The sequence below is a fragment of the Acidovorax sp. NB1 genome (assembly GCF_005405905.1).
Lineage (GTDB): Bacteria > Pseudomonadota > Gammaproteobacteria > Burkholderiales > Burkholderiaceae_C > Acidovorax.
This window is the reverse complement of record NZ_BJHU01000040.1, coordinates 223,001-246,988: the sequence shown is the minus strand read 5'-3', so window position 1 is coordinate 246,988 and position 23,988 is coordinate 223,001. Positions and strand designations below refer to the sequence as shown.

Genomic DNA, 23,988 nt, shown 5'->3' with positions numbered 1-23,988 from the left:
CGTGACTGGCGCCATCGAGCTGCCAGCCGACAAGGAAATGGTCATGCCTGGTGACAACGTGTCGATCACTGTGAAGCTGATCAACCCCATTGCCATGGAAGAAGGTCTGCGTTTCGCTATCCGCGAAGGTGGCCGTACGGTCGGCGCTGGCGTCGTGGCCAAGATCATTGCTTAATTAGCAGATATACAGGGGTATAGCTCAATTGGCAGAGCGTCGGTCTCCAAAACCGAAGGTTGTAGGTTCGATTCCTACTGCCCCTGCCACTTGAAAGTGGCCCAAAACAAGCCCGCCAGACCCTGGCGGGCTTCGGTGTCTTAAGTGATGCCGTGAATCGGAAGCAGGAAACACTCAAAGATGGCCACATCACAGGTTGAAACTGTCAATACAGGCGCAGACAAGGCCAAGCTCGCAGCGGTGGTGGCTCTGGTCATTGCATCGGTGGCGGGCTTTTATTTGCTGGGCAAACAAGGTGCGGTGGTGCAATGGGCCGCGCTGATTGTGGGTTTGGTCGCGGCTGCTGGCGTGTTTCTGGTGTCGGAATCGGGTCGCCAGTTCGTTGCATTTGCGAAAGACGCATGGCGCGAGGTGAAAAAGGTCGTTTGGCCGACGCGCAAGGAAACTCTGCAGATGACGGCGTATGTGTTTGCCTTTGTGGTGATCATGGCCCTGTTCCTGTGGTTCACTGACAAAACTCTGGAATGGGTTTTGTACGACTTGATTTTGGGTTGGAGAAAATCATGACGACCGCTGCGGAAATCACGGGAGCAGAGGCTCCTGCAGGCGCTTCTGCTTCGGCAAATCCCGATCTGCGCTGGTACATCGTTCATGCCTATTCGGGCATGGAGAAGGCGGTGGAGCGCAACATCCAAGAGCGGATCAGTCGCTCGGGCATGTCAGATAAATTTGGTCGCATTCTTGTGCCGACTGAAGAAGTTGTTGAAATGAAGAACGGCCAGCGCAAGACGACGGAGCGTCGTTTGTTTCCTGGCTATGTGTTCGTTGAGATGATCATGGACGACGACACCTGGCACTTGGTGAAGCACACCAATAAGGTGACCGGGTTTGTGGGTGGTGCAAAGAACCGTCCCGCCCCCATCTCGGAAGACGAGGTGCAGAAGATCGTCAGCCAGATGCAGGAAGGTACCGACAAGCCCCGCCACAAGATCGAATTCATGGTGGGCGAGCTGGTTCGCGTCAAGGAAGGTCCTTTCACGGACTTCAATGGTTCGGTCGAAGAGGTCAATTACGAAAAGAGCCGTGTACGCGTCTCTGTGATGATCTTTGGTCGATCCACGCCGGTCGAGTTGGAGTTCGGCCAAGTCGAAAAAACCTAAATGTCGGCAAGACGAGGTCTTGTTCTTCACGACTTCTAGCGTTCGAAAAAAATTGGATGCTGCACTTTTCGACTCGGTGCGGACATCGTGACAGTGAGTCGTTAACCCCGGGGAGCCTGTTGTTGCATGGTGCGACGCAGGCGTTATGACCCGCAAGGAGTAAAACATGGCGAAGAAAATCGTCGGTTTTATCAAGCTGCAAGTTCCAGCTGGTAAGGCCAATCCATCCCCACCCATCGGTCCCGCACTGGGCCAGCGTGGCCTCAACATCATGGAGTTCTGCAAGGCATTCAATGCCCAGACCCAAGGCGTTGAGCCAGGCCTGCCACTGCCCGTGGTCATCACGGCTTTTGCAGACAAGAGCTTCACCTTCATCATCAAGACGCCGCCAGCGACGACTCTGATCAAGAAGGCTATCAAGCTCGAAAAGGGTTCTTCGAACGCACTGAAGATCAAGGTCGGCAAGATCACGCGCGAACAGCTCGAAGAGATCGCCAAGACCAAGATGAAGGACATGAACGCTGCCAATGTGGACGCCGCTGTGCGCACGCTGGCCGGCTCTGCACGCTCCATGGGCGTGACGGTGGAGGGTTTGTAAGATGGCCAAGCTGACCAAGAAGCAAAAAGCGCTGCAAGGCAAGGTTGACAGCACCAAGCTGTACGCATTCGCCGACGCAGTCGTGATCGTGAAGGAAGCCGCTACGGCCAAGTTTGACGAATCCATCGACGTGGCCGTTCAGCTTGGCATCGATGCCAAGAAGTCTGACCAGGTGGTTCGCGGCGCCGTGGTGCTGCCCAATGGCACCGGCAAGACGACCCGCGTGGCGGTGTTCGCCCAGGGTGCCAAGGCTGACGAAGCCAAGGCTGCTGGCGCCGATGTCGTGGGCATGGACGACCTGGCCGCCATGGTCAAGGCTGGTGACATGCCTTTCGACGTGGTGATCGCTGCTCCTGACGCCATGCGCGTCGTGGGTACGCTGGGTCAGATCCTGGGTCCACGTGGCCTGATGCCTAACCCCAAGGTAGGCACCGTGACCCCAGACGTCGCTACGGCCGTGAAGAACGCCAAGGCAGGTCAAGTGCAGTTCCGCGTTGACAAGGCCGGTATCGTGCACAGCACGATCGGTCGCCGCTCGTTCGACAACGACAAGCTGCAAGGCAACCTGGCTGCACTGATCGAAGCCCTGAACAAGGCCAAGCCTGCAACCAGCAAGGGTCTGTACCTGCGCAAGGTCGCTGTGTCCTCCACGATGGGCGTTGGCGTCCGAGTGGATACGCAATCCATCGCAGCGTAATTGCGATAAGAAATCTTCGGGCCTGTTAAGGGCCTGATGTGGTGGGCTGGGGATGCTGTAACAGGTATTTCCAGGCCATCCAAGACCGTTGGTGCGCAACCTGTTTGCACTTAATCCCTTCGGGGCCAACGCAGATGGCGATCCCGCTGCAGATGGAATCCGTTCCGAAACAGTTGGTCGCTGCAACAAGAGCGCGCATGAGGGTGAAAACCCGAGTGTGCAATTTAAGGAGTAGACCTTGAGTCTTAATCGCAGTGAGAAAGAAGCGGTCATCAGTGAAGTGACCAGCCTCGCCGCTAAAGCTCAAACGCTTGTGATCGCGGAATACCGTGGCATCACGGTCGCCGACATGACCAAACTGCGCGTTGAAGCCCGCAGCAAGGGTGTGAGCCTGAGTGTTCTGAAGAACACCCTGGCCCGCCGTGCTGTGGCTGGCAGCCAGTTTGACGTGGTGGCAGACCAGATGACCGGTCCTCTGATCTATGGCTTCTCCGAAGACGCTGTGGCTGCCGCGAAGGTGGTGGCCGATTTCTCGAAGACCAACGACAAGCTGGTGATTCGTGGTGGCGCTTTCGGTGGTAAAGCCCTGGATGTCAACGGCGTTAAGCAACTGGCCAACATTCCTTCCAAGGAAGTTCTGCTGGCACAGATTTGTGGCTTGCTTATGTCCCCCATGTCGCGTACGGCCGTTGTGCTGGGCGCACTGGCGGCGAAAAAAGGCGAAGGCGCTGCCGCACCGGCCGCCGAACCTGTCGCAGCTTGAACGCTCGGCAGTTAACCAACAAAATTGTTAGGAAATCAAAATGGCATTCGATAAAGACGCATTTCTGACCGCGCTGGACAGCATGACGGTTCTGGAACTCAATGACCTGGTGAAGGCTATTGAAGAGAAGTTTGGCGTGAGCGCTGCAGCCATGGCTGCTCCTGCTGCTGCCGGTGGTGGCGCTGGTGCTGCTGCTGCTGAAGAAAAGACGGAATTCAACGTTGTGCTGACCGAAGCCGGCGCCAACAAGGTGTCCGTCATCAAGGCAGTGCGCGAAATCACCGGTCTGGGCCTCAAGGAAGCCAAGGACTTGGTGGACGGCGCTCCCAAGAACGTCAAGGAAGGCATTGCCAAGGCTGACGCCGAAGCTGCCGTCAAGAAGCTGGTGGAAGCTGGCGCCAAGGCCGAACTCAAGTAATTCGGTCTCACTCAAGGGCTGGAGTGCTCCTCAAAGGGCCTCCAGCCTTTGGTGCTTTCAGAGAGCACCCGCAAGCCCCGTGTCCCACGGGGCTTTCGAGTGTCTTCTGTCAACCCCGACAGCAGAAGACGCCTTGGTCCGGGTGATGTGCAACGCATCACCGTCCGCCATGGTTGGTAGTGGCCAACCGCCAAGCCCGCAAGGACAACGCTTCTTGTGGGTCAGTCGTCGAAGACCCAGGACTCATGTCTTTGCCCGGAGATCTCATGGCCTATTCCTACACCGAACGCAAGCGAATTCGCAAAAGTTTCGGCACCCGCGATAGCGTGCTCGAAGTTCCTTATCTGCTGCAGATGCAGAAGGACGCATACACCGCTTTCCTGCAGGCTGATAAAGCACCCCAGAAAAGAACCATCGAAGGCCTTCAGGCTGCATTCGACGCTGCCTTCCCTATCGTCTCCCACAACGGTTTTGTGGAGATGAAGTTCATTGAGTACAACCTGGCCAAGCCAGCCTTCGACGTGCGCGAGTGCCAGACCCGTGGTCTGACTTTCGCCTCGGCCGTGCGCGCCAAGGTTCAGCTCATCATTTATGACCGCGAGTCCTCGACCAGCCAATCCAAGGTGGTCAAGGAAGTAAAGGAGCAAGAGGTCTACATGGGCGAAGTGCCTTTGATGACCGACAAGGGCTCGTTCATCATCAACGGTACCGAGCGCGTGATCGTGTCTCAGCTGCACCGCTCGCCAGGCGTGTTCTTCGAACACGACAAGGGCAAGACGCACAGCTCGGGCAAGCTGCTGTTCTCGGCGCGCATCATTCCTTACCGCGGCTCTTGGCTGGACTTCGAATTCGACCCGAAGGACATCCTGTACTTCCGCGTGGACCGCCGCCGCAAGATGCCGGTCACGATCCTGCTCAAGGCCATCGGCCTGAACCCCGAATCGATCCTGGCGAACTTCTTTGTCAACGACAACTTCCGCCTGATGGACAGTGGCGCGCAGATGGAGTTCGTCTCCGAGCGCCTGCGCGGCGAAGTGGCCCGTTTCGACATCACCGACAAGTCCGGCAAGGTTGTCGTGGCCAAGGACAAGCGCGTCACCGCGCGCCACACCCGCGAACTGGAACAGTCTGGCACGACCCACATCAGCGTGCCCGAAGACTTCCTGATCGGCCGTGTGGTGGCCCGCAACATTGTGGACGCCGATACCGGTGAAATCATCGCCAAGGCCAACGACGAGCTGACCGAAGCGTTGCTCAAGAAGCTGCGCAGCGCCGGCGTGCAGGATGTGCAATGCATCTACACCAATGAACTCGATCAGGGTGCGTACATGTCGCAGACCCTGCGCATTGACGAAACGGTGGACGAGTTCGCAGCACGCGTTGCCATCTACCGCATGATGCGCCCCGGCGAGCCGCCAACGGAAGACGCTGTGCAGGCTCTGTTCCAGCGCCTGTTCTACAACCCCGATACGTACGACCTGTCGCGCGTGGGCCGCATGAAGTTCAACGCCAAGATCGGCCGCGACGAATCCACCGGCCCCATGGTGCTGTCCAACGAAGACATCCTGGCCGTGGTCAAGATCCTGGTGGACCTGCGCAACGGCAATGGCGAAGTTGATGACATCGATCACCTGGGCAACCGTCGCGTGCGTTGCGTGGGCGAACTGGCCGAAAACCAGTACCGCACCGGCCTGGCACGTATCGAAAAGGCCGTGAAGGAGCGTCTGGGCCAGGCCGAGCAAGAGCCGCTGATGCCCCATGACCTGATCAACAGCAAGCCGATCTCGGCAGCCCTGAAGGAATTCTTCGGCGCATCCCAGCTGTCGCAGTTCATGGACCAGACCAACCCGCTGGCCGAAATCACGCACAAGCGCCGTGTGTCCGCACTGGGCCCGGGCGGTCTGACCCGCGAACGCGCAGGCTTCGAAGTGCGCGACGTGCACGTGACCCACTATGGCCGCGTCTGTCCTATCGAAACGCCTGAAGGTCCGAACATCGGTCTGATCAACTCGCTGGCTCTCTATGCCCGCCTGAACGAGTACGGCTTCATTGAAACCCCCTACCGCCGTGTGGTGGATGGCAAGGTCACCAATGAGATCGATTACCTGTCGGCCATCGAAGAAGGCAAGTACGTGATCGCGCAGGCCAATGCCACCCTGGACAAGGATGGCCGCCTGACGGGTGAGCTGGTGTCTGCCCGTGAAAAGGGTGAATCCATCCTGTGTGGCGCTGACCGTGTGCAGTACATGGACGTGTCGCCCGCGCAGATCGTGTCGGTGGCTGCGTCCCTGGTTCCGTTCCTGGAGCACGACGATGCGAACCGCGCATTGATGGGCGCCAACATGTCGCGCCAGGCCGTGCCTGTGCTGCGTCCTGAAAAGCCCCTGGTGGGCACGGGCATCGAGCGCGTGGCTGCCGTGGACTCGGGCACTGTGGTGACCGCTACCCGCGGCGGCGTGGTGGACTACGTGGACGCCACCCGCATTGTGGTGCGCGTGAACGACGCCGAAGCCGTGGCCGGTGAAGTGGGTGTGGACATCTACAACCTCATCAAGTACCAGCGTTCCAACCAGAACACCAACATCCACCAGCGCCCCATCGTCCAGAAGGGTGACATGCTGGTCAAGGGTGACGTGATCGCCGACGGCGCATCGACGGACTTTGGCGAAATCGCCATCGGCCAGAACATGCTGATCGCCTTCATGCCCTGGAACGGCTACAACTTCGAAGACTCGATCCTGATCTCCGAACGCGTGGTGGCGGAAGACCGCTACACCTCGATCCACATCGAAGAGCTGGTCGTGATGGCCCGCGACACGAAGCTGGGCGCGGAAGAAATCACGCGCGACATTCCGAACCTGTCGGAGCAGCAACTGAACCGCCTGGACGAGTCCGGCATCATCTACGTGGGTGCCGAAGTGCAGCCCGGCGATACGCTGGTTGGCAAGGTCACGCCCAAGGGCGAGACCACACTCACCCCTGAAGAGAAGCTCTTGCGCGCCATCTTCGGCGAGAAGGCTTCCGACGTGAAGGACACCTCGCTGCGCGTGGACCAGGGCTCGTCGGGCACCGTGATCGACGTGCAGGTGTTCACCCGCGAAGGCATCCAGCGCGACAAGCGCGCCCAGCAGATCATCGACGATGAACTCAAGCGCTTCCGCCTGGACTTGAACGACCAGCTGCGCATCGTGGAGGCCGATGCCTTCGACCGTATCGAGAAGCTGCTGACCGGCCGCGTGGCCAACGGCGGCCCGCAAAAGCTGGCCAAGGGCACGAAGCTCGACAAGGCTTACCTGGCCTCCGTCGAGAAATTCCACTGGTTCGACATCCGCCCTGCGGAAGACGAAGTGGCAACCCAGCTCGAATCCATCAAGAACGCGCTGGAGCAAACCCGCCACAGCTTCGACCTGGCTTTCGAAGAAAAGCGCAAGAAGCTCACGCAAGGCGACGAGTTGCCCGCTGGCGTGCTCAAGATGGTCAAGGTCTACCTGGCCGTCAAGCGCCGTCTGCAGCCTGGTGACAAGATGGCCGGCCGCCACGGCAACAAGGGTGTGGTGTCCAAGATCGTTCCGGTCGAAGACATGCCCTACATGGCTGACGGTACGCCTGCCGACATCGTTCTGAACCCGCTGGGCGTGCCTTCGCGGATGAACATCGGCCAGGTGCTGGAAGTCCACCTGGGTTGGGCTGGCAAGGGCATTGGCCAACGCATTGGCGACATGCTGCGCGAGCAGGCCAAGGCGGCCGAGCTGCGCAAGTTCATGGAAGAGGTCTACAACTCCCGTGGTCGTACCGAGGACCTGTCGCAACTCAGCGATGACGACCTCATGGCCATGGCAGCCAACCTCACGAACGGCGTGCCTTATGCGACCCCCGTGTTCGATGGTGCTTCGGAAGAAGAAATCAAGGACATGCTCAAGATCGCCTATCCGGACGACATCGCCGAGCGCAAGGGCCTCACGTCTACGCGCACCCAGGCATACCTGTTCGACGGCCGCACCGGCGAGCGCTTTGAGCGCCCCACGACCATCGGCTACATGCACTACCTGAAGCTGCACCACTTGGTGGACGACAAGATGCATGCCCGTTCCACGGGTCCGTACTCGCTCGTCACGCAGCAGCCTCTGGGCGGCAAGGCGCAGTTCGGTGGCCAGCGTTTCGGGGAAATGGAAGTGTGGGCGCTGGAGGCTTACGGCGCCGCCTACGTGCTGCAGGAAATGCTGACAGTGAAGTCCGACGACGTGGTGGGCCGTACCAAGGTGTACGAATCCATCGTCAAGGGCGAACACGCCATCGAAGCCGGCATGCCGGAATCGTTCAACGTGCTGGTCAAGGAAATCCGTTCGCTGGGCCTGGACATCGAGCTGGAACGCTCCTAAGCAGAAAAGGAAAGAGTCACTATGAAATCGCTACTCGACCTGTTCAAGCAATTCACGCCGGATGAGCACTTCGATGCCATCCGCATCGGCATGGCTTCGCCCGAAAAGATCCGTTCGTGGTCTTTCGGCGAAGTGAAGAAGCCTGAAACCATCAACTACCGCACGTTCAAGCCCGAACGCGACGGCCTGTTCTGCGCCAAGATTTTTGGTCCCATCAAGGACTACGAATGCCTGTGCGGCAAGTACAAGCGCCTTAAGCACCGCGGCGTGATCTGCGAGAAGTGCGGCGTTGAAGTCACGCAGACCAAGGTGCGCCGCGAGCGCATGGGCCACATCGACCTGGCCGCCCCCTGCGCCCACATCTGGTTCTTGAAGTCCCTGCCTTCGCGTCTGGGCCTGGTGCTCGACATGACGCTGCGCGACATCGAACGCGTGCTGTACTTTGAAGCCTACGTGGTGACCGACCCCGGCATGACCCCGCTGAAGAAGTTCAGCATCATGTCCGAGGACGACTACGACGCCAAGCGCAAGGAATACGGCGACGAATTCATCGCCAAGATGGGCGCCGAAGGCATCAAGGACCTGCTCGAATCCATCGACATCGACCTGTCGATCGAGCGTCTGCGCGGCGACTTGACAGGCTCTGAAGTCAAGGTCAAGAAGAACGCCAAGCGCCTGAAGGTGCTGGAAGCGTTCAAGAAGTCCGGTATCAAGCCCGAGTGGATGGTGCTCGAAGTGCTGCCCGTGCTGCCCCCGGACCTGCGTCCGCTGGTGCCGCTGGACGGCGGCCGCTTCGCGACCTCCGACCTGAACGACCTGTACCGCCGCGTCATCAACCGCAACTCGCGTCTGCGCCGCCTGCTGGAGCTGAAGGCCCCTGAAATCATTGCCCGCAACGAAAAGCGGATGCTGCAAGAGGCTGTGGACTCGCTGCTGGACAACGGCCGCCGTGGCAAGGCCATGACGGGCGCCAACAAGCGTGCCCTGAAGTCGCTGGCCGACATGATCAAGGGCAAGTCGGGTCGCTTCCGTCAGAACTTGCTGGGCAAGCGCGTGGACTACTCCGGTCGTTCCGTGATTACCGTGGGCCCAACGCTCAAGCTGCACCAGTGCGGTCTGCCCAAGCTGATGGCGCTGGAGCTGTTCAAGCCTTTCATCTTCTCGCGCCTCGAAGCCATGGGCATCGCGACGACGATCAAGGCCGCCAAGAAGGAAGTCGAATCCGGCACCCCCGTGGTGTGGGACATCTTGGAAGAGGTCATCAAAGAGCACCCCGTGATGCTGAACCGTGCGCCTACGCTGCACCGTTTGGGTATCCAGGCCTTTGAGCCCATCCTGATCGAAGGTAAGGCCATCCAGCTGCACCCCCTCGTTTGCGCGGCCTTCAACGCCGACTTCGACGGTGACCAGATGGCTGTCCACGTCCCGCTGTCGGTGGAAGCACAGATGGAAGCTCGCACGCTGATGCTGGCCTCCAACAACGTGCTGTTCCCCGCGTCGGGCGAACCCTCCATCGTGCCTTCGCAGGACGTGGTGCTGGGTCTGTACTACGCCACCCGCGATCGCATCAACGGCAAGGGCGAAGGCCTGGTGTTCGCTGACACCGGTGAAGTGCAGCGTGCTCTGGACGCAGGCCAGGTCGAACTGGCTGCCAAGATCACGGTGCGCATGACCGAGTGGAGCAAGAACAAGGAAACCGGTGAGTTCGAGCCTTCGACCTCGCTGGTGGAAACCACCGTGGGCCGCGCGCTGCTGTCCGAGATCCTGCCCAAGGGCCTGCCGTTCTCCAACATGAACAAGGCGCTCAAGAAGAAGGAAATCTCGCGCCTGATCAACGTGTCCTTCCGCAAGTGCGGTCTGAAGGAGACGGTGGTGTTCGCCGACAAGCTGCTGCAGAACGGCTTCCGTCTGGCCACGCGCGCTGGTATCTCGATTGCCATCGACGACATGCTGGTGCCGCCCCAAAAGGCCGGCATCATCGAGCGCTCCGAGAAGGAAGTCAAAGAGATCGAACAGCAGTACGTCTCCGGTCTGGTGACCTCTGGCGAGCGCTACAACAAGGTGGTGGACATCTGGGGCAAGGCCGGCGACGAAGTGTCCAAGGTGATGATGGCCCAGCTGTCCAAGCAGAAGGTCATTGACCGCCACGGCAAGGAAGTGGACCAGGAGTCTTTCAACTCCATCTACATGATGGCCGACTCCGGTGCCCGCGGCTCTGCCGCCCAGATCCGCCAGGTGGCCGGTATGCGGGGCCTGATGGCCAAGCCAGACGGCTCGATCATCGAAACGCCTATTACCGCGAACTTCCGCGAAGGCCTGAACGTGTTGGAGTACTTCATCTCCACCCACGGTGCCCGTAAGGGTCTGGCCGACACGGCGCTGAAGACCGCCAACTCCGGCTACCTGACGCGCCGTCTGGTGGACGTGACGCAGGATCTGGTCGTGACCGAAGAGGATTGCGGCACTTCCAATGGTTCGCTGATGCGCGCCATTGTTGAAGGCGGTGAAGTGATCGAATCGCTGCGCGACCGTATCCTGGGCCGCACCGCTGCCGAAGACGTGCTGCACCCCGAAACCCGTGCCGTGCTGGTGCCTGCTGGCGTGATGCTGGAAGAAGACATCATCGAAGAGCTGGAAGCCGCTGGCGTGGACGAAGTGAAGGTGCGCACCGCACTGACCTGCGAAACCCGCTACGGCCTGTGCGCCAAGTGCTATGGCCGCGACTTGGGCCGTGGCGGCTTGATCAACCTCGGCGAAGCCGTGGGTGTGATCGCTGCCCAGTCCATTGGCGAACCCGGCACGCAGCTGACCATGCGTACGTTCCACATCGGTGGTGCCGCTTCGCGTGCTGCCATCGCATCGAGCGTGGAAGCCAAGTCCAACGGCGTGATCGGCTTCAACGCCACGATGCGCTACGTGAGCAACACCAAGGGCGAGTTGGTGGTGATTGCACGTTCGGGTGAAATCATCATCCAGGACGAGCACGGCCGCGAGCGCGAACGCCACAAGGTGCCTTACGGCGCGACGCTGACGGTGAAGGCTGACCAGACCATCAAGGCTGGCACCATCCTCGCCAACTGGGATCCGCTGACGCGCCCCATCATCACCGAGTTCGCCGGTCAGACCAAGTTCGAGAACGTCGAAGAAGGCCTGACGGTGGCCAAGCAGGTCGATGAAGTGACGGGCCTGTCCACGCTGGTGGTGATCGACCCCAAGCGCCGCGGCGCTGCCAAGGTCGTTCGTCCTCAGGTGAAGCTGATCGATGCGCAAGGCAACGAAGTGAAGATCCCTGGCACCGACCACTCGGTGACCATCGGCTTCCAGGTCGGCGCGCTGATCCAGGTGCGTGACGGCCAGGACGTGGGCCCTGGCGAAGTGCTGGCGCGTATTCCGGTCGAAGGCCAGAAGACCCGCGACATTACCGGCGGTCTGCCCCGCGTGGCCGAGCTGTTCGAAGCCCGTACGCCGAAGGACAAGGGCACGCTGGCCGAAATGACCGGTACCGTGTCGTTCGGCAAGGAAACCAAGGGCAAGGTCCGCTTGCAGATCACCGACCCCGAAGGCCGCGTGTTCGAAGAGCTCGTGCCCAAGGAAAAGAACATCCTGGTGCACGAAGGCCAGGTGGTGAACAAGGGCGAATCGATTGTGGACGGCCCCGCCGACCCACAAGACATCCTGCGTTTGCTGGGTATCGAAGAGCTGTCGCGCTACATCGTCGATGAAGTGCAGGACGTGTACCGCTTGCAAGGCGTGAAGATCAACGACAAGCACATCGAGGTGATCGTTCGCCAGATGCTGCGCCGTGTCGTGGTCGAGAACGTCGGCGAGTCGAACTACATCGCCGGCGAACAGGTCGAGCGCTCCGAGATCCTCAACACCAACGAGGCACTGCAGTCCGAAGGCAAGATTCCTGCGACCTACAGCAACCTGCTGCTGGGTATCACGAAGGCATCGCTGTCCACCGACTCGTTCATCTCGGCCGCTTCCTTCCAGGAAACGACCCGCGTGCTCACCGAGGCTGCCATCATGGGCAAGCGCGACGAGTTGCGTGGCCTGAAGGAAAACGTGATCGTGGGCCGTTTGATCCCCGCCGGTACCGGCTTGGCTTACCACCAGGCACGCAAGGCCAAGGACGCCATGGACGACGCCGAGCGCCGCGCCATTGCCGAAGCCGAAGCGGCTGAAATGGCAGCCCAGTCCGACGCCTCCGAGGCCGACGGCAGCAGCGTCACCGCAACCGACGCAGCAGCCGACTAAGCCTTTCGGCTGTCACTGAAACGCTCCCGCCCTGTCCCCTGGCAGGCCGGGGGCGTTTTTCATGGAACGCCCTGGCTTTTTCTTTTTTCCCTTTTTCCCGGGCTGGAGCGCACAAGACATGTGCCGCCAGCAACTGTGCATGTTGTGGTCATCGCCCCTTTTCTGGATCGTTTTTGCCGTCCTCCTGTTCTGGGCCCTCGGGGCCTACAACCGCCTGATGCGGCTGCGCTCGGCGGTGGTGCAGTCGTTTGGCAGCTTCGACGCCCACATGGTGCGCCTGGTGGCGCTGCTGGGTGAGTGGGATGCGGCCATCGCCGTGCAGCCAGGGCGCCTGCTGGCAGGCGCCAGGGAGCAGGAACTGGCGGCGCTGCAAGGCGCCACCATCCAGCTGAGTGCTTCGCTGGCGGTGGCGCGCGCCCGCCCGCTGCAGCCAGACGCCGTAGCGGCCCTGGCCGCCGCACGCGATGTGCTGCAGGCAAGCTGGCAGGCGGCCCTGGCGCAGCCCGCCCCCCAGGCACCCGAGGGCGGTGGCCTGGCTCCGGACGCGCCGCCGGAGCCCGCAGTCACGGCCCTGTCGATCTGGCAGATCCGCTGGGACGAACACCAGTTCCAGAACACACAGGCCATCCAGGTGTTCAATGACGCGGTGCAGCACTACAACGCTGCCATCGCGCAATTCCCGGCCAGCCTCCTGGCCTGGGTGTTTGGCTTCAAGGCGGCGCGCGCGCTGTAGCGCGGCCGACGAAGCCGTTTTCAGGACCACGATGAATCCTCCTCCCTCCCACCGCACGGGCCGTCCCGGCGGCAGCAACCCCTCCCGTCCTCCGCGTCCCCGCACCGGTGGGGCGGGCTCGCAGCCGGGTGCACCGGCGGGTGCCGCTACTGGGTCCGTCGCGCTGTGGCAGCAGTTGGCTGCTGTTGCAGGGGCGTTGCAGTCCATTCGCGCTGGCCAATCGGGCACAGCGGCTCTGGCCGCCGTGGATGCGGGCCTGCGCCCCGGGGTGCAGGCCCTGCTGTTCCAGGTGCTGCGGCAGCTGGGCCGGGCCGAGGCCCTGCGCCGCCAACTGGCCGCCCGCACCCCGCCGCCCGCCGCCGATGCCTTGCTGTGCACGGCCCTGGCGCTGGGCTGGAACCCGAACGAGGCGTCCTACGAAGCCTTCACCCTGGTCAACCAGGCGGTAGAAGCGGCCAAGCACCACCCGGCCACCCGGGCCCAGGCCTCGTTCATCAATGGCTGCCTGCGCCGCTTTCTGCGTGAGCGGGACGCGCTGGTGGCTGCGACCGACAGCGACCCAGTCGCGCGCTGGAACCACCCCGCCTGGTGGATTCAGCGGCTGCGCAAAGACCATCCCCAGCATTGGGAGCAGATCCTGCGGGCCAACAACGCCCATGCGCCCATGACGCTGAGAATTAATCAGCAAAAATGCACGCTACCGCGCTATCAGCAAGCACTTGAAGCTATTAATTTAATAGCAATTCCCGCCGGCGAAACGGGCCTGGCCCTGCAGCACCCTGTGCCCGTGCCCGCGTTGCCCGGCTTTGCTGAAGGCTGGGCGTCGGTGCAGGACGCTGCCGCCCAGATGGCGGCGCCGCTGCTGCTGCAAGGGCTGAACTTGGCGGAGCCCCTGCGGGTGCTGGATGCCTGCGCCGCGCCGGGTGGCAAAACCGCCCACCTGCTGGAAATGGCCCCGGCTGGTGCCCCCTTGCAGGTGACGGCGCTGGAGATCGACGCCACCCGCAGCGCCCGCATTGGCGACACCCTGCAGCGCCTGGGGCTCAATGCGCAGGTCCTGGTGGCCGATGCCGCCCGCCCGCAGGACTGGTGGCAGGCGCGCTGTGGCGGGGCGCTGTTCGACGCCATCCTGCTGGATGCGCCCTGCACCGCATCGGGCATTGTGCGCCGCCACCCCGACGTGCGCTGGCTGCGCCGGGAGAGCGATATTGCCCAGCTCGCCACTCTGCAGGCGCAGTTGCTGAAGGCACTGTGGCCCCTGCTGCGCCCCGGGGGGCGCCTGCTGTACTGCACCTGTTCGGTGTTCCGTGCCGAAGGGGACGCCCAGGTGCAAACGTTTCTTGCGCACAACACCGATGCGCAATTGCTGCCGTCGCCAGGCCATTTAATTCCCGGCAACGCGGACAAGGGCGGGGCTGTCCCGGACAATCTGAACGGTGACCACGACGGATTTTTTTACGCACTGTTGCAAAAATCGCCGTAATGGGCCCGCTGGGGTCCATTGGCTGCTGATTTGCGGGATTTTTTGGTTGTTGTGTCTCATGGGCGGGCTTGCGACTTCTCATGCTGTCGCCGCCCAGGTGGCCCATGCCGCCAATGCAGAAGTGGGCGAACTGCGCCTGGAGCGGGCCGAGGACGGGCTCTACCTGGGCGCCAACCTGCAGTTCGACCTGCCTGAGCTGGCCGAGGATGCGCTCTACAAAGGCATCCCGATGTTCTTTGTGGCCGATGCCCAGGTGCTGCGCGACCGCTGGTACTGGTCCGACCGCCTGGTGGCCGAAACCACGCGCTACTTTCGCTTGAGCTACCAGCCGTTGACCCGCCGTTGGCGCCTCAATATCTCCGCCGTGCCTTTCACCAACAGTGGCCTGGGCGTGGTCCTGGGCCAGAACTTCGACAGCTACGACGACGCAATGGCTTCCATTCAGCGATTTTCCCGCTGGAAGATTGCAGAACGCGATGTGATCGAGGCGGATGCCGTGCACACGGTCAACTTCCGGTTCCGTCTCGACATGTCGCAGCTGCCCCGTCCCTTCCAGATCGGCGCCGTGGGGCGCTCAGGCTGGAACCTGCTGGTGTCCCGCAGCCAGCGCCTGGCTGCAGAGCAGGCCAAGTGAACACCAACAACGCTCCCGTGGGCGCTCCGCCTTCCACCCACGCCAGCGCACGCCAGTCGCGTGCCGTGCGTTGGGCCGTGGGGGTGGGGGCCGCCATCATGTCGGCCATCGGCATGGTGCTGATGTTCCTGCTGACCCTGGCCACCAACAACCGGGCCCTGTACGAGCGCAACTACGCCTGGCTGTTTGGCGTGAACGTGTTTGTGGCGCTGCTGCTGCTGGGCGTGCTGGTCTGGGTGGCCGTGCGGCTGGGCACGCGCCTGCGCAAGGGGCGCTTTGGCAGCCGGCTGCTGGTGAAGCTGGCGGCGATCTTTGCAGTGGTGGGGCTGATGCCGGGCCTGCTGATCTATGTGGTCTCCTATCAGTTCGTCACGCGGTCGATCGAAAGCTGGTTTGACGTGAAGGTGGAAGGAGCGCTCTCGGCCGGGGTCAGCCTGGCCCGGGTGTCGCTGGATTCGCTCGCCGCCGACATGGCGGCCAAGACCCGCAACGCCAGCACCCAGCTGGCCCAGGTGCCCGATGCCACTGCGGGGCTCGTACTGGAGCGCATCCGCGACCAGCTCGGCGCCACCGATGTAGTGCTCTGGAACGCCGCAGGCCAGGCCGTGGCCAGTGCCGGGCAGTCGCGTTTCAGCCTCAACCCCGAGCGACCGGGGGCACCGCTGCTGCGCACCGTGCGCCAGCAGCGGGCCACCGCCCAGATCGAAGGGCTGGACGACATTGCCGACCCGGCAGCCGCACAGAACGCGCGTGTGAAAGTGCTGGCACTGGTGGCCAGCCCCAGCGTGGGGCTGCTGGTGGAGCCGCGCTACCTGCAGGCCACGCTGCCCCTGCCGCCCGCGCTGGTGGCCAACGCGATTGCGGTGCAGGAGGCCAACCGCGAGTACCAGGAGCGCGCTCTGGCGCGCGGCGGCTTGCGACGCATGTATGTGGGCACGCTTACGCTGAGCCTGTTCCTGGCGGTGTTTGGCGCTGTGTTGCTGGCCGTGCTGCTGGGCAACCAGCTGGTGCGGCCCCTGCTGGTGCTGGCCGAAGGGGTGCGCGAGGTGGCCGCTGGCAACCTCAGCCCCAAGGCCGCCCTGCAGAGCAAGGACGAGCTGGGGGGGCTCACGCGCTCGTTTGCGCTCATGACCCAGCAGCTGGCAGATGCGCGCCAGGCGGTGGAGCTGAGCATGGGCGAGGTGGATGCCGCCCGCGCCAACCTGCAGACCATTCTGGACAACCTCACGGCCGGGGTCATCGTGCTCGATGCCCAGGGGCTGATCCACTCCTCCAACCCGGGGGCCACCCGCATCCTGCGTGCGCCCATGGCGGCCTTCGAGGGGCGCCCGCTGTCGGAGGTGCCGGGCCTCGCTGAATTCGCGGCCTCGGTTCAGCGGCATTTCGACGCTTTTCTGGGCGACCACGAGCGCCATGGCCTGGACCATTGGCAGCAGCCATTCGAGCTGCACGCCTCGGCGGGTGGGGCCGGGCAACACGCCACCAGCCTCGTGGCCCGGGGCGCGGAGCTGCCCGATTCGGCCCGACTGTTGGTTTTTGACGACATTTCGGAAATCGTTTCTGCGCAGCGTGCGCAGGCCTGGGGCGAGGTTGCACGGCGCCTGGCGCACGAAATCAAGAATCCGCTCACCCCCATTCAGCTGTCGGCCGAGCGGCTCGAAATGAAGCTGACGGGCAAGCTGCCTGGCCCCGAGCAGGCCATCCTCGCCAAGTCCGTCAAGACCATCGTGGACCAGGTCGATGCGATGAAACGGCTGGTCAACGAGTTCCGCGACTACGCCCGCCTGCCCGCCGCAGAACTGCACCCGCTGGACCTCAATGCCCTGCTGGCCGACGTGCTCCATCTGTATGGCGAAGAAAACGCCACCGTCCCTGTAGAAGCCGAGCTGGACCCGCGCTGCCCCTGGATTGCGGGTGACGCGCAGCAGCTGCGCCAAGTGGTGCACAACCTGCTGCAAAACGCGCAGGACGCGACCGAACAAGCACGTACAGAAGCCACCGAACCTGCGCTGCCACCCGTGCGCATCAGCACCCGCTGGAGCGAGTCTTCGCGGCGCGTGCGGCTCACGGTGTCGGACAGCGGCGGGGGCTTTCCGACCCACATCTTGCAGCGCGCCTTCGAGCCCTATGTCACCACCAAGCCCCGGGGCACCGGCCTTGGTCTGGCGGTGGTCAAAAAGATCGCTGATGAACATGGCGCTCGCATCGACCTGTCCAACCGCACCGAAGACAGCGTGGTGCGCGGGGCCCAAGTGTCGTTATCATTCGCCCCTGTACCGGCGGTGGCGTGATAACAACACCGCTTTGCAGTCCCTCCCCAAGGCGTTTCAACACACATGGCAAACATTCTGGTGGTCGACGATGAGCTCGGCATTCGTGATCTGTTGTCGGAAATCCTGAACGACGAAGGTCACAGCGTAGACCTCGCAGAAAATGCGACCCAGGCCAGAACCGCCCGGGCAGGCAACAGCTACGACCTGGTGCTGTTGGACATCTGGATGCCCGACACGGACGGTGTCTCGCTGCTCAAGGAATGGGCGACCGCAGGCGTGCTCACCATGCCCGTGATCATGATGAGTGGCCATGCCACCATCGACACCGCCGTAGAGGCCACCCGCATCGGCGCGTTCTCGTTCCTCGAAAAACCCATCACCCTGCAAAAACTGCTGAAAGCGGTGGAGCAGGGCCTGGCCCGCAACACCGCCCACCAGGCCGCACCAGTGGCTGCCGCGCAGGCGCCCGCAGCCGCGCCAGCCGACCCCACCTTTGCACAGCTGCCCGTCGTTGCAACCGCCATGGCCGGTGTGGACGCTGGCCCCCATGCCCACCAGGGCTTCGACCTGGACCGCCCGCTGCGCGAAGCGCGCGATGGTTTCGAGAAGGCCTACTTCGAGTTCCACCTGGCCCGCGAAGGCGGCTCCATGACCCGCGTGGCCGAGAAGACCGGCCTGGAGCGCACCCACCTCTACCGCAAGCTGCGCCAGCTGGGCGTGGACCTGGGCCGGGGCAAACGCAATTAATTTCTTCAAATTACCGGAAGCCGCCATTTTTCTGGCTATAATTTGAGGCTCAGGCCCGGTAGCTCAGTCGGTAGAGCAGAGGATTGAAAATCCTTGTGTCGGTGGTTCGATTCCGCCCCAGGCCACCATATAAAAGCCCTTGATTTGAAAGAATCAAGGGCTTTTTCCATTCTGCGCATTGCCGCATCCAGCGGTGCTGGCGATGGCTCCATGTCTCTGGCCTCTTCTGTTTCGAGGCTGGTATCGCCTGCGTAGCGGATGCGGCATGGGCTACATGTTCCGCAGCACCCTGTTCTCTTTCCTGTCTCTCCCCCACGTTTCCCATGCCCCTTCTGCACGACACCACCCTCGGTATCGACTTTGGTACTTCCAACTCGGCCATGGCTGTGCGCCAGGGCGCGGGGCATGCGCGGATGATTGCGCTGGAAGGGGCTGCGCACACTTTGCCGACGGCGCTCTTCTTCAATGGCGAGGACCACCGCACGCATTTCGGGCGCGATGCCGTGGGGCAGTACCTGGCGGGCACCGAGGGGCGCCTGATGCGTTCACTCAAGAGCCTGCTGGGCAGCGCGCTGCTGCAGGACAAGACGGCCGTGCACAACCAGCTGGTGAGCTACCAGGACATCATCAGCCTCTTTTTGCGCATGCTGGCGGCCAAGGCCCGCGACGAGCTGGGCGGCTTGCCTGCGCGCGTGGTGATGGGGCGGCCCGTGCATTTTGTGGATGGTGACGCCGCGCGCGACCAGCAGGCCGAAGACGCGTTGCGCCAGGCCGCGCTGGGCGCGGGTTTCGAGAACGTGTCGTTCCAGTTCGAGCCCATCGCGGCGGCGCTGGACTACGAGCAGCGCATCGCCCACGAGTCGCTGGTGCTGGTGGTGGACATTGGCGGGGGCACGTCGGACTTCACCGTGGTGCGCCTGGGGCCCGAGCGCATGGCCCGCGCAGACCGCAGCGCGGACGTGCTGGCCACCACGGGCGTGCACATCGGCGGTACGGACTTTGACCGCCGCCTGAGCCTGGACCTGCTCATGCCCTTGCTGGGCTTTCGCCACACCGGGCCCACGGGGCGCGAGGTGCCGAGCCGGGTGTTTTTTGACCTGTCCACCTGGCACCTGATCCAGTGGCTGTATGCCCCCCGGGCCTTGCGCGACGCGCAGAACCTGCGCACCGACTATGCCGACGCGCGCCTGCATGGGCGGCTGATGCGGGTGCTGAACGAGCGCCTGGGGCACCGCCTGGCCAACACGGTGGAGCAGGCCAAGATCGCGGCCTCGCAGTCGGACGCCGACGCGCCCATGCCGCTGGACTGGATCGAGGCGGACCTGGCAGCGGCGGTCACGTCGCAGGGGCTGGCGCAGTTCCTGGAACAGCCGCTGGCGCAGGTGGTGGCCTGCGCGCAGGACTGTGTGCGCAGTGCAGGGCTGGCGGGGCAGGGGCTGGAGGCGATCTACCTCACCGGGGGCTCGTCGGCACTGCGGCCGCTGCGGCAGGCGCTGCGGGCGGCCTTCCCGGACACGCCGCAGGTCGAGGGCGATTTGTTTGGTGGCGTGGCGGCGGGCCTGGCGGTGTCGGGTTGACGCTCTTGCGAGCGGGCTTCAGTGGCCAGGTCGCTTGCAGGTCGATTGCTATTAAATATATAGCTATTAAGGCATGATGGTCGCGCGGAAGCGGCCATTTTGACTAAGGTTTTTTGACGCTGTCACCGCCGAAGTCGGTGGTGGGGTCAGTCGGCCGCGTCGGAGTCGGTGCCTTGCGATCCGTCGCGTTTCCAGGCCAGGGCGGTGTCGTACAGCACATTGCGCGACGCGCCGGTGATATCGGCCGCCAGGCGCACAGCGCTTTTGAGCGGCAGCTCGGCCAGCAGCAGGCGCAGCACCCGGAGGCTTTCACCATCGTTGCCCGCCAAGGGCACGGGGTGCAGCAGCACCACAAATTCGCCGCGCGAGCGCTGGGGTGAGCCATCCAGCCAGGCGGTCAGGGCCTGGGCGGGCTGGGTGGTGATTTCTTCAAACTGCTTGGTCAGCTCGCGCGCCAGCGTCACCGGGCGCGTGCCCAGCACGGCCAGGGCCTGGGCCAGTTCGCCGATGCGGTGGGGCGCTTCGAGCAGCACCACGCAGCGCGGCTCGCTGGCCAGTTGCTGCTGGATCACTGTGGCACGTTCGGCGTTCTTCACGGGCAGAAAACCGGCGAACACAAACCCGCCATGTTCGGCGCTGTGGGCCACGGCACCGGCCGCACTGAGGGCCGTGGTGATGCTGCTGGCGCCGGGCAGGGGCAGGGCGCGCAGGCCGGCGGCCTGTACAGCAGCCACCAGGCGGGCGCCGGGGTCGCTCACGCCGGGGGTGCCCGCGTCGCTCACATAGGCCACGCGTTGGCCTTGTTGCAGCCGCTGCACCACGGCCTGTGCGGCTTCGGCCTCGTTGTGTTGGTGTACGGCCAGCAGCTGGGCTGCGCCCTTGTCGATGCCATAGGCGCGCAGCAGGGTCTGGGTGTGGCGCGTGTCCTCGCAGGCCACGGTGTCTGCCAGCTGCAGCACATGCAGCGCGCGCAGCGTGATGTCGGCCAGGTTGCCGATGGGCGTAGCCACGACATACAGGGCACCCTCTGGATAATGCTGCGCAGCCGCTGCATCGCGTGCGGCGCCCAGGGCTGAAGCGAAAGAGGCGCTCAATGAAATTCCTTGAAAAAAGACAAGCTGACAGCGCACCAGGCCGGGTCGCCCAAGCCGCTGCGACCACCCCGGCCGCCACTACGCGGGATCGCGGCAATGCCGCCGAAGACCAGGCCCTGGCCCATCTGCAGGCGGCTGGCCTGCAACTCGTGGTGCGCAATTATCGGACGCCCGGGCGCGGTGGGGGCGAGATTGACCTAGTGATGCGGGCGCGCGATGGCACGCTCGTGTTTGTGGAAGTCCGCAGCCGCAGCAGCCAGGCCTTTGGCGGGGCGGGCGCCAGCATCAGCGCCACCAAGCAGCAGCGCATCGTGTTTGCGGCCCGGCAGTACCTGATGCGCCTGCCATCGCCGCCGCCTTGCCGGTTTGACGTGGTGCTGGTTGAAGGCGTCTTGGTGTCGTGGCTCCAGGCCGCGTTTGATGCGCAGTAGTGGGGCTCCCGGCCCGGCGGCCGCACAGGGTTTTGTGCGCCAAAGCCAGGCAGGGAGCTACGGTTTGCTACAAAAGCTGTAACACGCGGCGGGTATCATCGGGCCCTCATGCTTGAGCAACGCATCCAACAGCATTTCATCGACAGCGCCGACCTGAAGTACCAGGCCGCGCAAGCCCTCAGCCACCCCATCGCTGCCGCCGTGCAGGCTGTTCTAGCCTGCGTGACCAGCGGCGGCAAGGTGCTGGCCTGTGGCAACGGCCCCTCGGCCGCCGAGGCGCAGCAGTTTGCCGCCTTCTGCGTGGCCGGTTTTGAACGCGAACGGCCCGAGTTGGCCGCGCTGGCGCTGACGGCCGACAGCACCTTGTTGACCACGGCCGCTGCAGGCGGCAGCAACGACGCCACCGCGCAGCAGTTTGCCCGCCAGGTGCGGGCGCTGGGCCAGGCGGGCGATGTGCTGCTGGCCCTGTCGGTCACGGGCAACGACGCCAACCTGCTGGCCGCCACCGAAGCCGCCCACGAGCGCGACATGACTGTGGTGGTGCTGACCGGCCGCACCGGCGGCAAGCTGGCACCGTTGCTGCGCGAGACCGACGTGCTGATCAGCGTGCCCCACGACCGCGCGGCGCGCGTGCGTGAAGTCCATGCCCTGGCGCTGCACTGCCTGTGCGACGGCGTCGATGCCCAGTTACTTGGTGAACAGGAGATTCCGTGATGAACAACCCAACCCTGATCCGTACCCGCCGCACCGTATGCACGGTGCTGGCTGCCGCCGCGCTGGCTGCAGGCCTGTCGGCCTGCGCCCCGTTGATCGTCGGAGGCGCCGTGGTGGGCGGTGTGATGGCCGTGGACCGCCGCACCACCGGCACCCAGATCGAAGACGAGGGCATCGAGCTGCGTGCGGCCAACCGCATCCGCGAGACCCTGGGCGACCGTGTCCACGTCAACGTGACCAGCTACAACCGCCAGGCGCTGCTGACCGGCGAGGTGCCCAACGCCCAGGACCGCCAGGCCGTGGAGCAGATCGTCTCGCAGGTGGAGAACACCCGCTCGGTGGTCAACGACCTGGCCGTGATGCCGAACACCACGCTGGGCCAGCGCTCCAGCGACACCTTCATCACCGGCAAGGTGCGCGCCAGCCTGGTGGACGCGCAGGACATCTCGGCCAACTCCTTCAAGGTCGTGACCGAGCGCAACATCGTGTACCTGATGGGCCGGGTTTCGCAGCGCGAAGCCAACCGTGCCACCGAGATCGCGCGCGGCGTGAGCGATGTGCGCAAGGTGGTGCGCGTGTTCGAGATCGTGTCGGAAGAAGAGCTGCGCCGCATCGCGCCGCCGCCCGCACCGGTGACGACGGACAGCCAGCCCGCTGGAGGCTGAGAGCGACTGCATCTGACATCTGATGTCGGGTCAAAGTCCCGGGCTGCGTTGCGTGGCCCGGGATTTTTTTCTTGGGCTCTACGCGTAGCGCGCTGCGTCAAAAAACTGGCGCGGCCCATCCCAGTGCCCCCGCGCAAGCGGCGCTTAGCTTGTGTGCGCCGGGAGCGTCCCCCTCCCGCATCGCGCAGCGAGGCGAGAGAGGGGGAAGGCGCAAAGTGCCTCAGGGGGTGCTTTATTTCAACCGCTTGATCAGGCTCGACGTGTCCCAGCGGTTGCCGCCCATCTGCTGCACATCGGCATAAAACTGGTCCACCAGTGCGGTCACCGGCACGCGCGAGCCGTTGCGCTTGGCCTCATCCAGTACCAGGCCCAGGTCCTTGCGCATCCAGTCCACGGCAAAGCCGAAGTCGAACTTGCCGTCCACCATGGTCTTGCCCCGGTTGTCCATCTGCCAGCTCTGGGCCGCGCCCTTACCGATCACCTCCAGCACCTGCTTCATGTCCAGGCCTGCGTTCTGGCCAAAGGCCACGGCTTCGGACAGGCCCTGCACCAGCCCCGCGATGCAGATCTGGTTGACCATCTTGGCCAGCTGGCCCGAGCCGCTGGCGCCCAGCAGCGTGAAGGCGCGCGAGAACGCCATGGCCACGGGCTGCGCCGCATCGAAGGCCGCCGCATCGCCACCACACATCACCGTGAGCTGCCCGTTCTGCGCGCCCGCCTGACCGCCTGATACGGGGGCATCCACAAACTGCAATCCCAGCGCCTGGGCGGCGGCATACAGCTCGCGCGCCACCTCGGCCGAGGCCGTGGTGTGGTCCACAAAAATCGCACCAGGCTGCATGCCCGCAAAGGCGCCATCGGCCCCCAGCGTGACGGAGCGCAGGTCATCGTCATTGCCCACGCAGCAGAACACGATGTCGGCGCTAGCCGCTGCCTCGCGCGGTGTTGCAGCATGTTTTGGTGCCTTTGCGCCTGCGTATTCAGCGCACCATGCTATTGATTTGATAGCGGTGCGGTTGTAGACGGTGACCTCATGCCCCGCCAGCGCGAGGTGGCCCGCCATGGGGTAGCCCATCACGCCCAGGCCCAGGAAGGCGACCTTGCGGGAAGGGGTGGCGTCGTAGTTGCGAGGGTTGGTGCTTGGCATGGCGTGGATGTGTGAATGGATGCGTGGAAATGAAAACCCGCCC

The 23,988-nt window shown here is 63.5% G+C and carries 19 protein-coding genes, 2 tRNA genes and 1 pseudogene; 20 read left to right on the top strand and 2 right to left on the bottom strand.

Annotation, left to right across the window (positions count from 1 at the left end; genetic code table 11):
• The 17 genes and pseudogenes from AvAM_RS20960 to AvAM_RS20880 form a co-directional block, all read left to right on the top strand.
• A pseudogene (locus tag AvAM_RS20960) lies at positions 1-175 on the top strand (elongation factor Tu); the annotation flags it as partial.
• Between the two features lie 13 nt (positions 176-188).
• Positions 189-264 (top strand) — tRNA-Trp (locus tag AvAM_RS20955).
• 91 nt (positions 265-355) lie between these two features.
• A complete protein-coding gene (gene secE / locus AvAM_RS20950; protein ID WP_137748877.1) occupies positions 356-742 on the top strand; it encodes a preprotein translocase subunit SecE in 387 nt (128 codons plus the stop codon).
• A complete protein-coding gene (nusG, locus tag AvAM_RS20945; RefSeq protein ID WP_137748876.1) occupies positions 739-1,335 on the top strand; it encodes a transcription termination/antitermination protein NusG in 597 nt (198 codons plus the stop codon). The genes secE and nusG overlap by 4 nt, the downstream gene beginning before the upstream one ends.
• Positions 1,336-1,501: 166 nt before the next feature.
• Positions 1,502-1,933: a 50S ribosomal protein L11 gene (gene rplK / locus AvAM_RS20940; RefSeq protein WP_056641824.1), complete on the top strand. Its 432-nt coding sequence runs from the start codon at positions 1,502-1,504 to the stop codon at positions 1,931-1,933.
• 1 nt (position 1,934) lies between these two features.
• Positions 1,935-2,630, top strand: coding sequence for a 50S ribosomal protein L1 (gene rplA, locus AvAM_RS20935; protein WP_137748875.1), 696 nt, complete (start codon positions 1,935-1,937; stop codon positions 2,628-2,630).
• A 238-nt stretch (positions 2,631-2,868) separates the two neighbouring features.
• Positions 2,869-3,393, top strand: a complete 525-nt coding sequence (gene rplJ, locus AvAM_RS20930) for a 50S ribosomal protein L10 (RefSeq protein WP_063459214.1) — start codon at positions 2,869-2,871, stop codon at positions 3,391-3,393.
• 40 nt (positions 3,394-3,433) lie between these two features.
• On the top strand, positions 3,434-3,811 hold the full coding sequence (gene rplL / locus AvAM_RS20925) for a 50S ribosomal protein L7/L12 (RefSeq protein WP_008907085.1): 378 nt from the start codon (positions 3,434-3,436) through the stop codon (positions 3,809-3,811).
• A gap of 266 nt (positions 3,812-4,077) precedes the next feature.
• The gene (gene rpoB, locus AvAM_RS20920; protein WP_137748874.1) at positions 4,078-8,190 is read left to right on the top strand and encodes a DNA-directed RNA polymerase subunit beta; all 4,113 of its coding nucleotides are present in this window, start codon (positions 4,078-4,080) and stop codon (positions 8,188-8,190) included.
• 21 nt (positions 8,191-8,211) lie between these two features.
• Entirely contained in the window at positions 8,212-12,447 is a 4,236-nt protein-coding gene (gene rpoC / locus AvAM_RS20915) for a DNA-directed RNA polymerase subunit beta' (RefSeq protein ID WP_137748873.1), read from the top strand.
• Between the two features lie 118 nt (positions 12,448-12,565).
• Complete coding sequence (locus AvAM_RS20910; protein WP_249368263.1) at positions 12,566-13,180, top strand: LemA family protein; 615 nt, start codon at positions 12,566-12,568, stop codon at positions 13,178-13,180.
• Positions 13,181-13,211: 31 nt separating this feature from the next.
• Positions 13,212-14,663, top strand: a complete 1,452-nt coding sequence (gene rsmB / locus AvAM_RS20905; protein ID WP_137748872.1) for a 16S rRNA (cytosine(967)-C(5))-methyltransferase RsmB — start codon at positions 13,212-13,214, stop codon at positions 14,661-14,663.
• Positions 14,664-14,721: 58 nt separating this feature from the next.
• On the top strand, positions 14,722-15,297 hold the full coding sequence (locus tag AvAM_RS20900; protein ID WP_137748871.1) for a DUF4390 domain-containing protein: 576 nt from the start codon (positions 14,722-14,724) through the stop codon (positions 15,295-15,297).
• Entirely contained in the window at positions 15,294-17,588 is a 2,295-nt protein-coding gene (locus tag AvAM_RS20895; protein ID WP_137748870.1) for an ATP-binding protein, read from the top strand. The genes AvAM_RS20900 and AvAM_RS20895 overlap by 4 nt, the downstream gene beginning before the upstream one ends.
• 45 nt (positions 17,589-17,633) lie before the next feature.
• On the top strand, positions 17,634-18,317 hold the full coding sequence (locus AvAM_RS20890; protein WP_137748869.1) for a response regulator: 684 nt from the start codon (positions 17,634-17,636) through the stop codon (positions 18,315-18,317).
• Between the two features lie 52 nt (positions 18,318-18,369).
• Positions 18,370-18,445, top strand: a tRNA-Phe gene (locus AvAM_RS20885).
• A gap of 195 nt (positions 18,446-18,640) precedes the next feature.
• Positions 18,641-19,894 carry an Hsp70 family protein gene (locus tag AvAM_RS20880; protein ID WP_137748868.1) on the top strand — a complete coding sequence of 418 codons (1,254 nt, stop codon included), beginning with the start codon at positions 18,641-18,643 and terminating at the stop codon, positions 19,892-19,894.
• A 146-nt stretch (positions 19,895-20,040) separates the two neighbouring features.
• Here AvAM_RS20880 and rsmI read toward each other — a convergent pair whose 3' ends face one another.
• Positions 20,041-20,988, bottom strand: coding sequence for a 16S rRNA (cytidine(1402)-2'-O)-methyltransferase (gene rsmI, locus AvAM_RS20875; RefSeq protein WP_137748867.1), 948 nt, complete (start codon positions 20,986-20,988; stop codon positions 20,041-20,043).
• Here rsmI and AvAM_RS20870 point away from each other — a divergent pair.
• The 3 genes from AvAM_RS20870 to AvAM_RS20860 all read left to right on the top strand — a co-directional run bounded on the left by AvAM_RS20870 (position 20,988) and on the right by AvAM_RS20860 (position 22,798).
• Positions 20,988-21,419, top strand: coding sequence for a YraN family protein (locus tag AvAM_RS20870; protein WP_137748866.1), 432 nt, complete (start codon positions 20,988-20,990; stop codon positions 21,417-21,419). The two genes, rsmI and AvAM_RS20870, sit on opposite strands and share 1 nt — an antisense overlap.
• A 108-nt stretch (positions 21,420-21,527) precedes the next feature.
• A complete protein-coding gene (locus AvAM_RS20865) occupies positions 21,528-22,133 on the top strand; it encodes an SIS domain-containing protein (protein ID WP_137748865.1) in 606 nt (201 codons plus the stop codon).
• The gene (locus AvAM_RS20860) at positions 22,133-22,798 is read left to right on the top strand and encodes a BON domain-containing protein (RefSeq protein ID WP_137748864.1); all 666 of its coding nucleotides are present in this window, start codon (positions 22,133-22,135) and stop codon (positions 22,796-22,798) included. The genes AvAM_RS20865 and AvAM_RS20860 overlap by 1 nt, the downstream gene beginning before the upstream one ends.
• A 232-nt stretch (positions 22,799-23,030) precedes the next feature.
• Here AvAM_RS20860 and AvAM_RS20855 read toward each other — a convergent pair whose 3' ends face one another.
• Positions 23,031-23,945: an NAD(P)-dependent oxidoreductase gene (locus tag AvAM_RS20855; RefSeq protein WP_137748863.1), complete on the bottom strand. Its 915-nt coding sequence runs from the start codon at positions 23,943-23,945 to the stop codon at positions 23,031-23,033.
• Between the last annotated feature and the right edge of the window lie 43 nt (positions 23,946-23,988).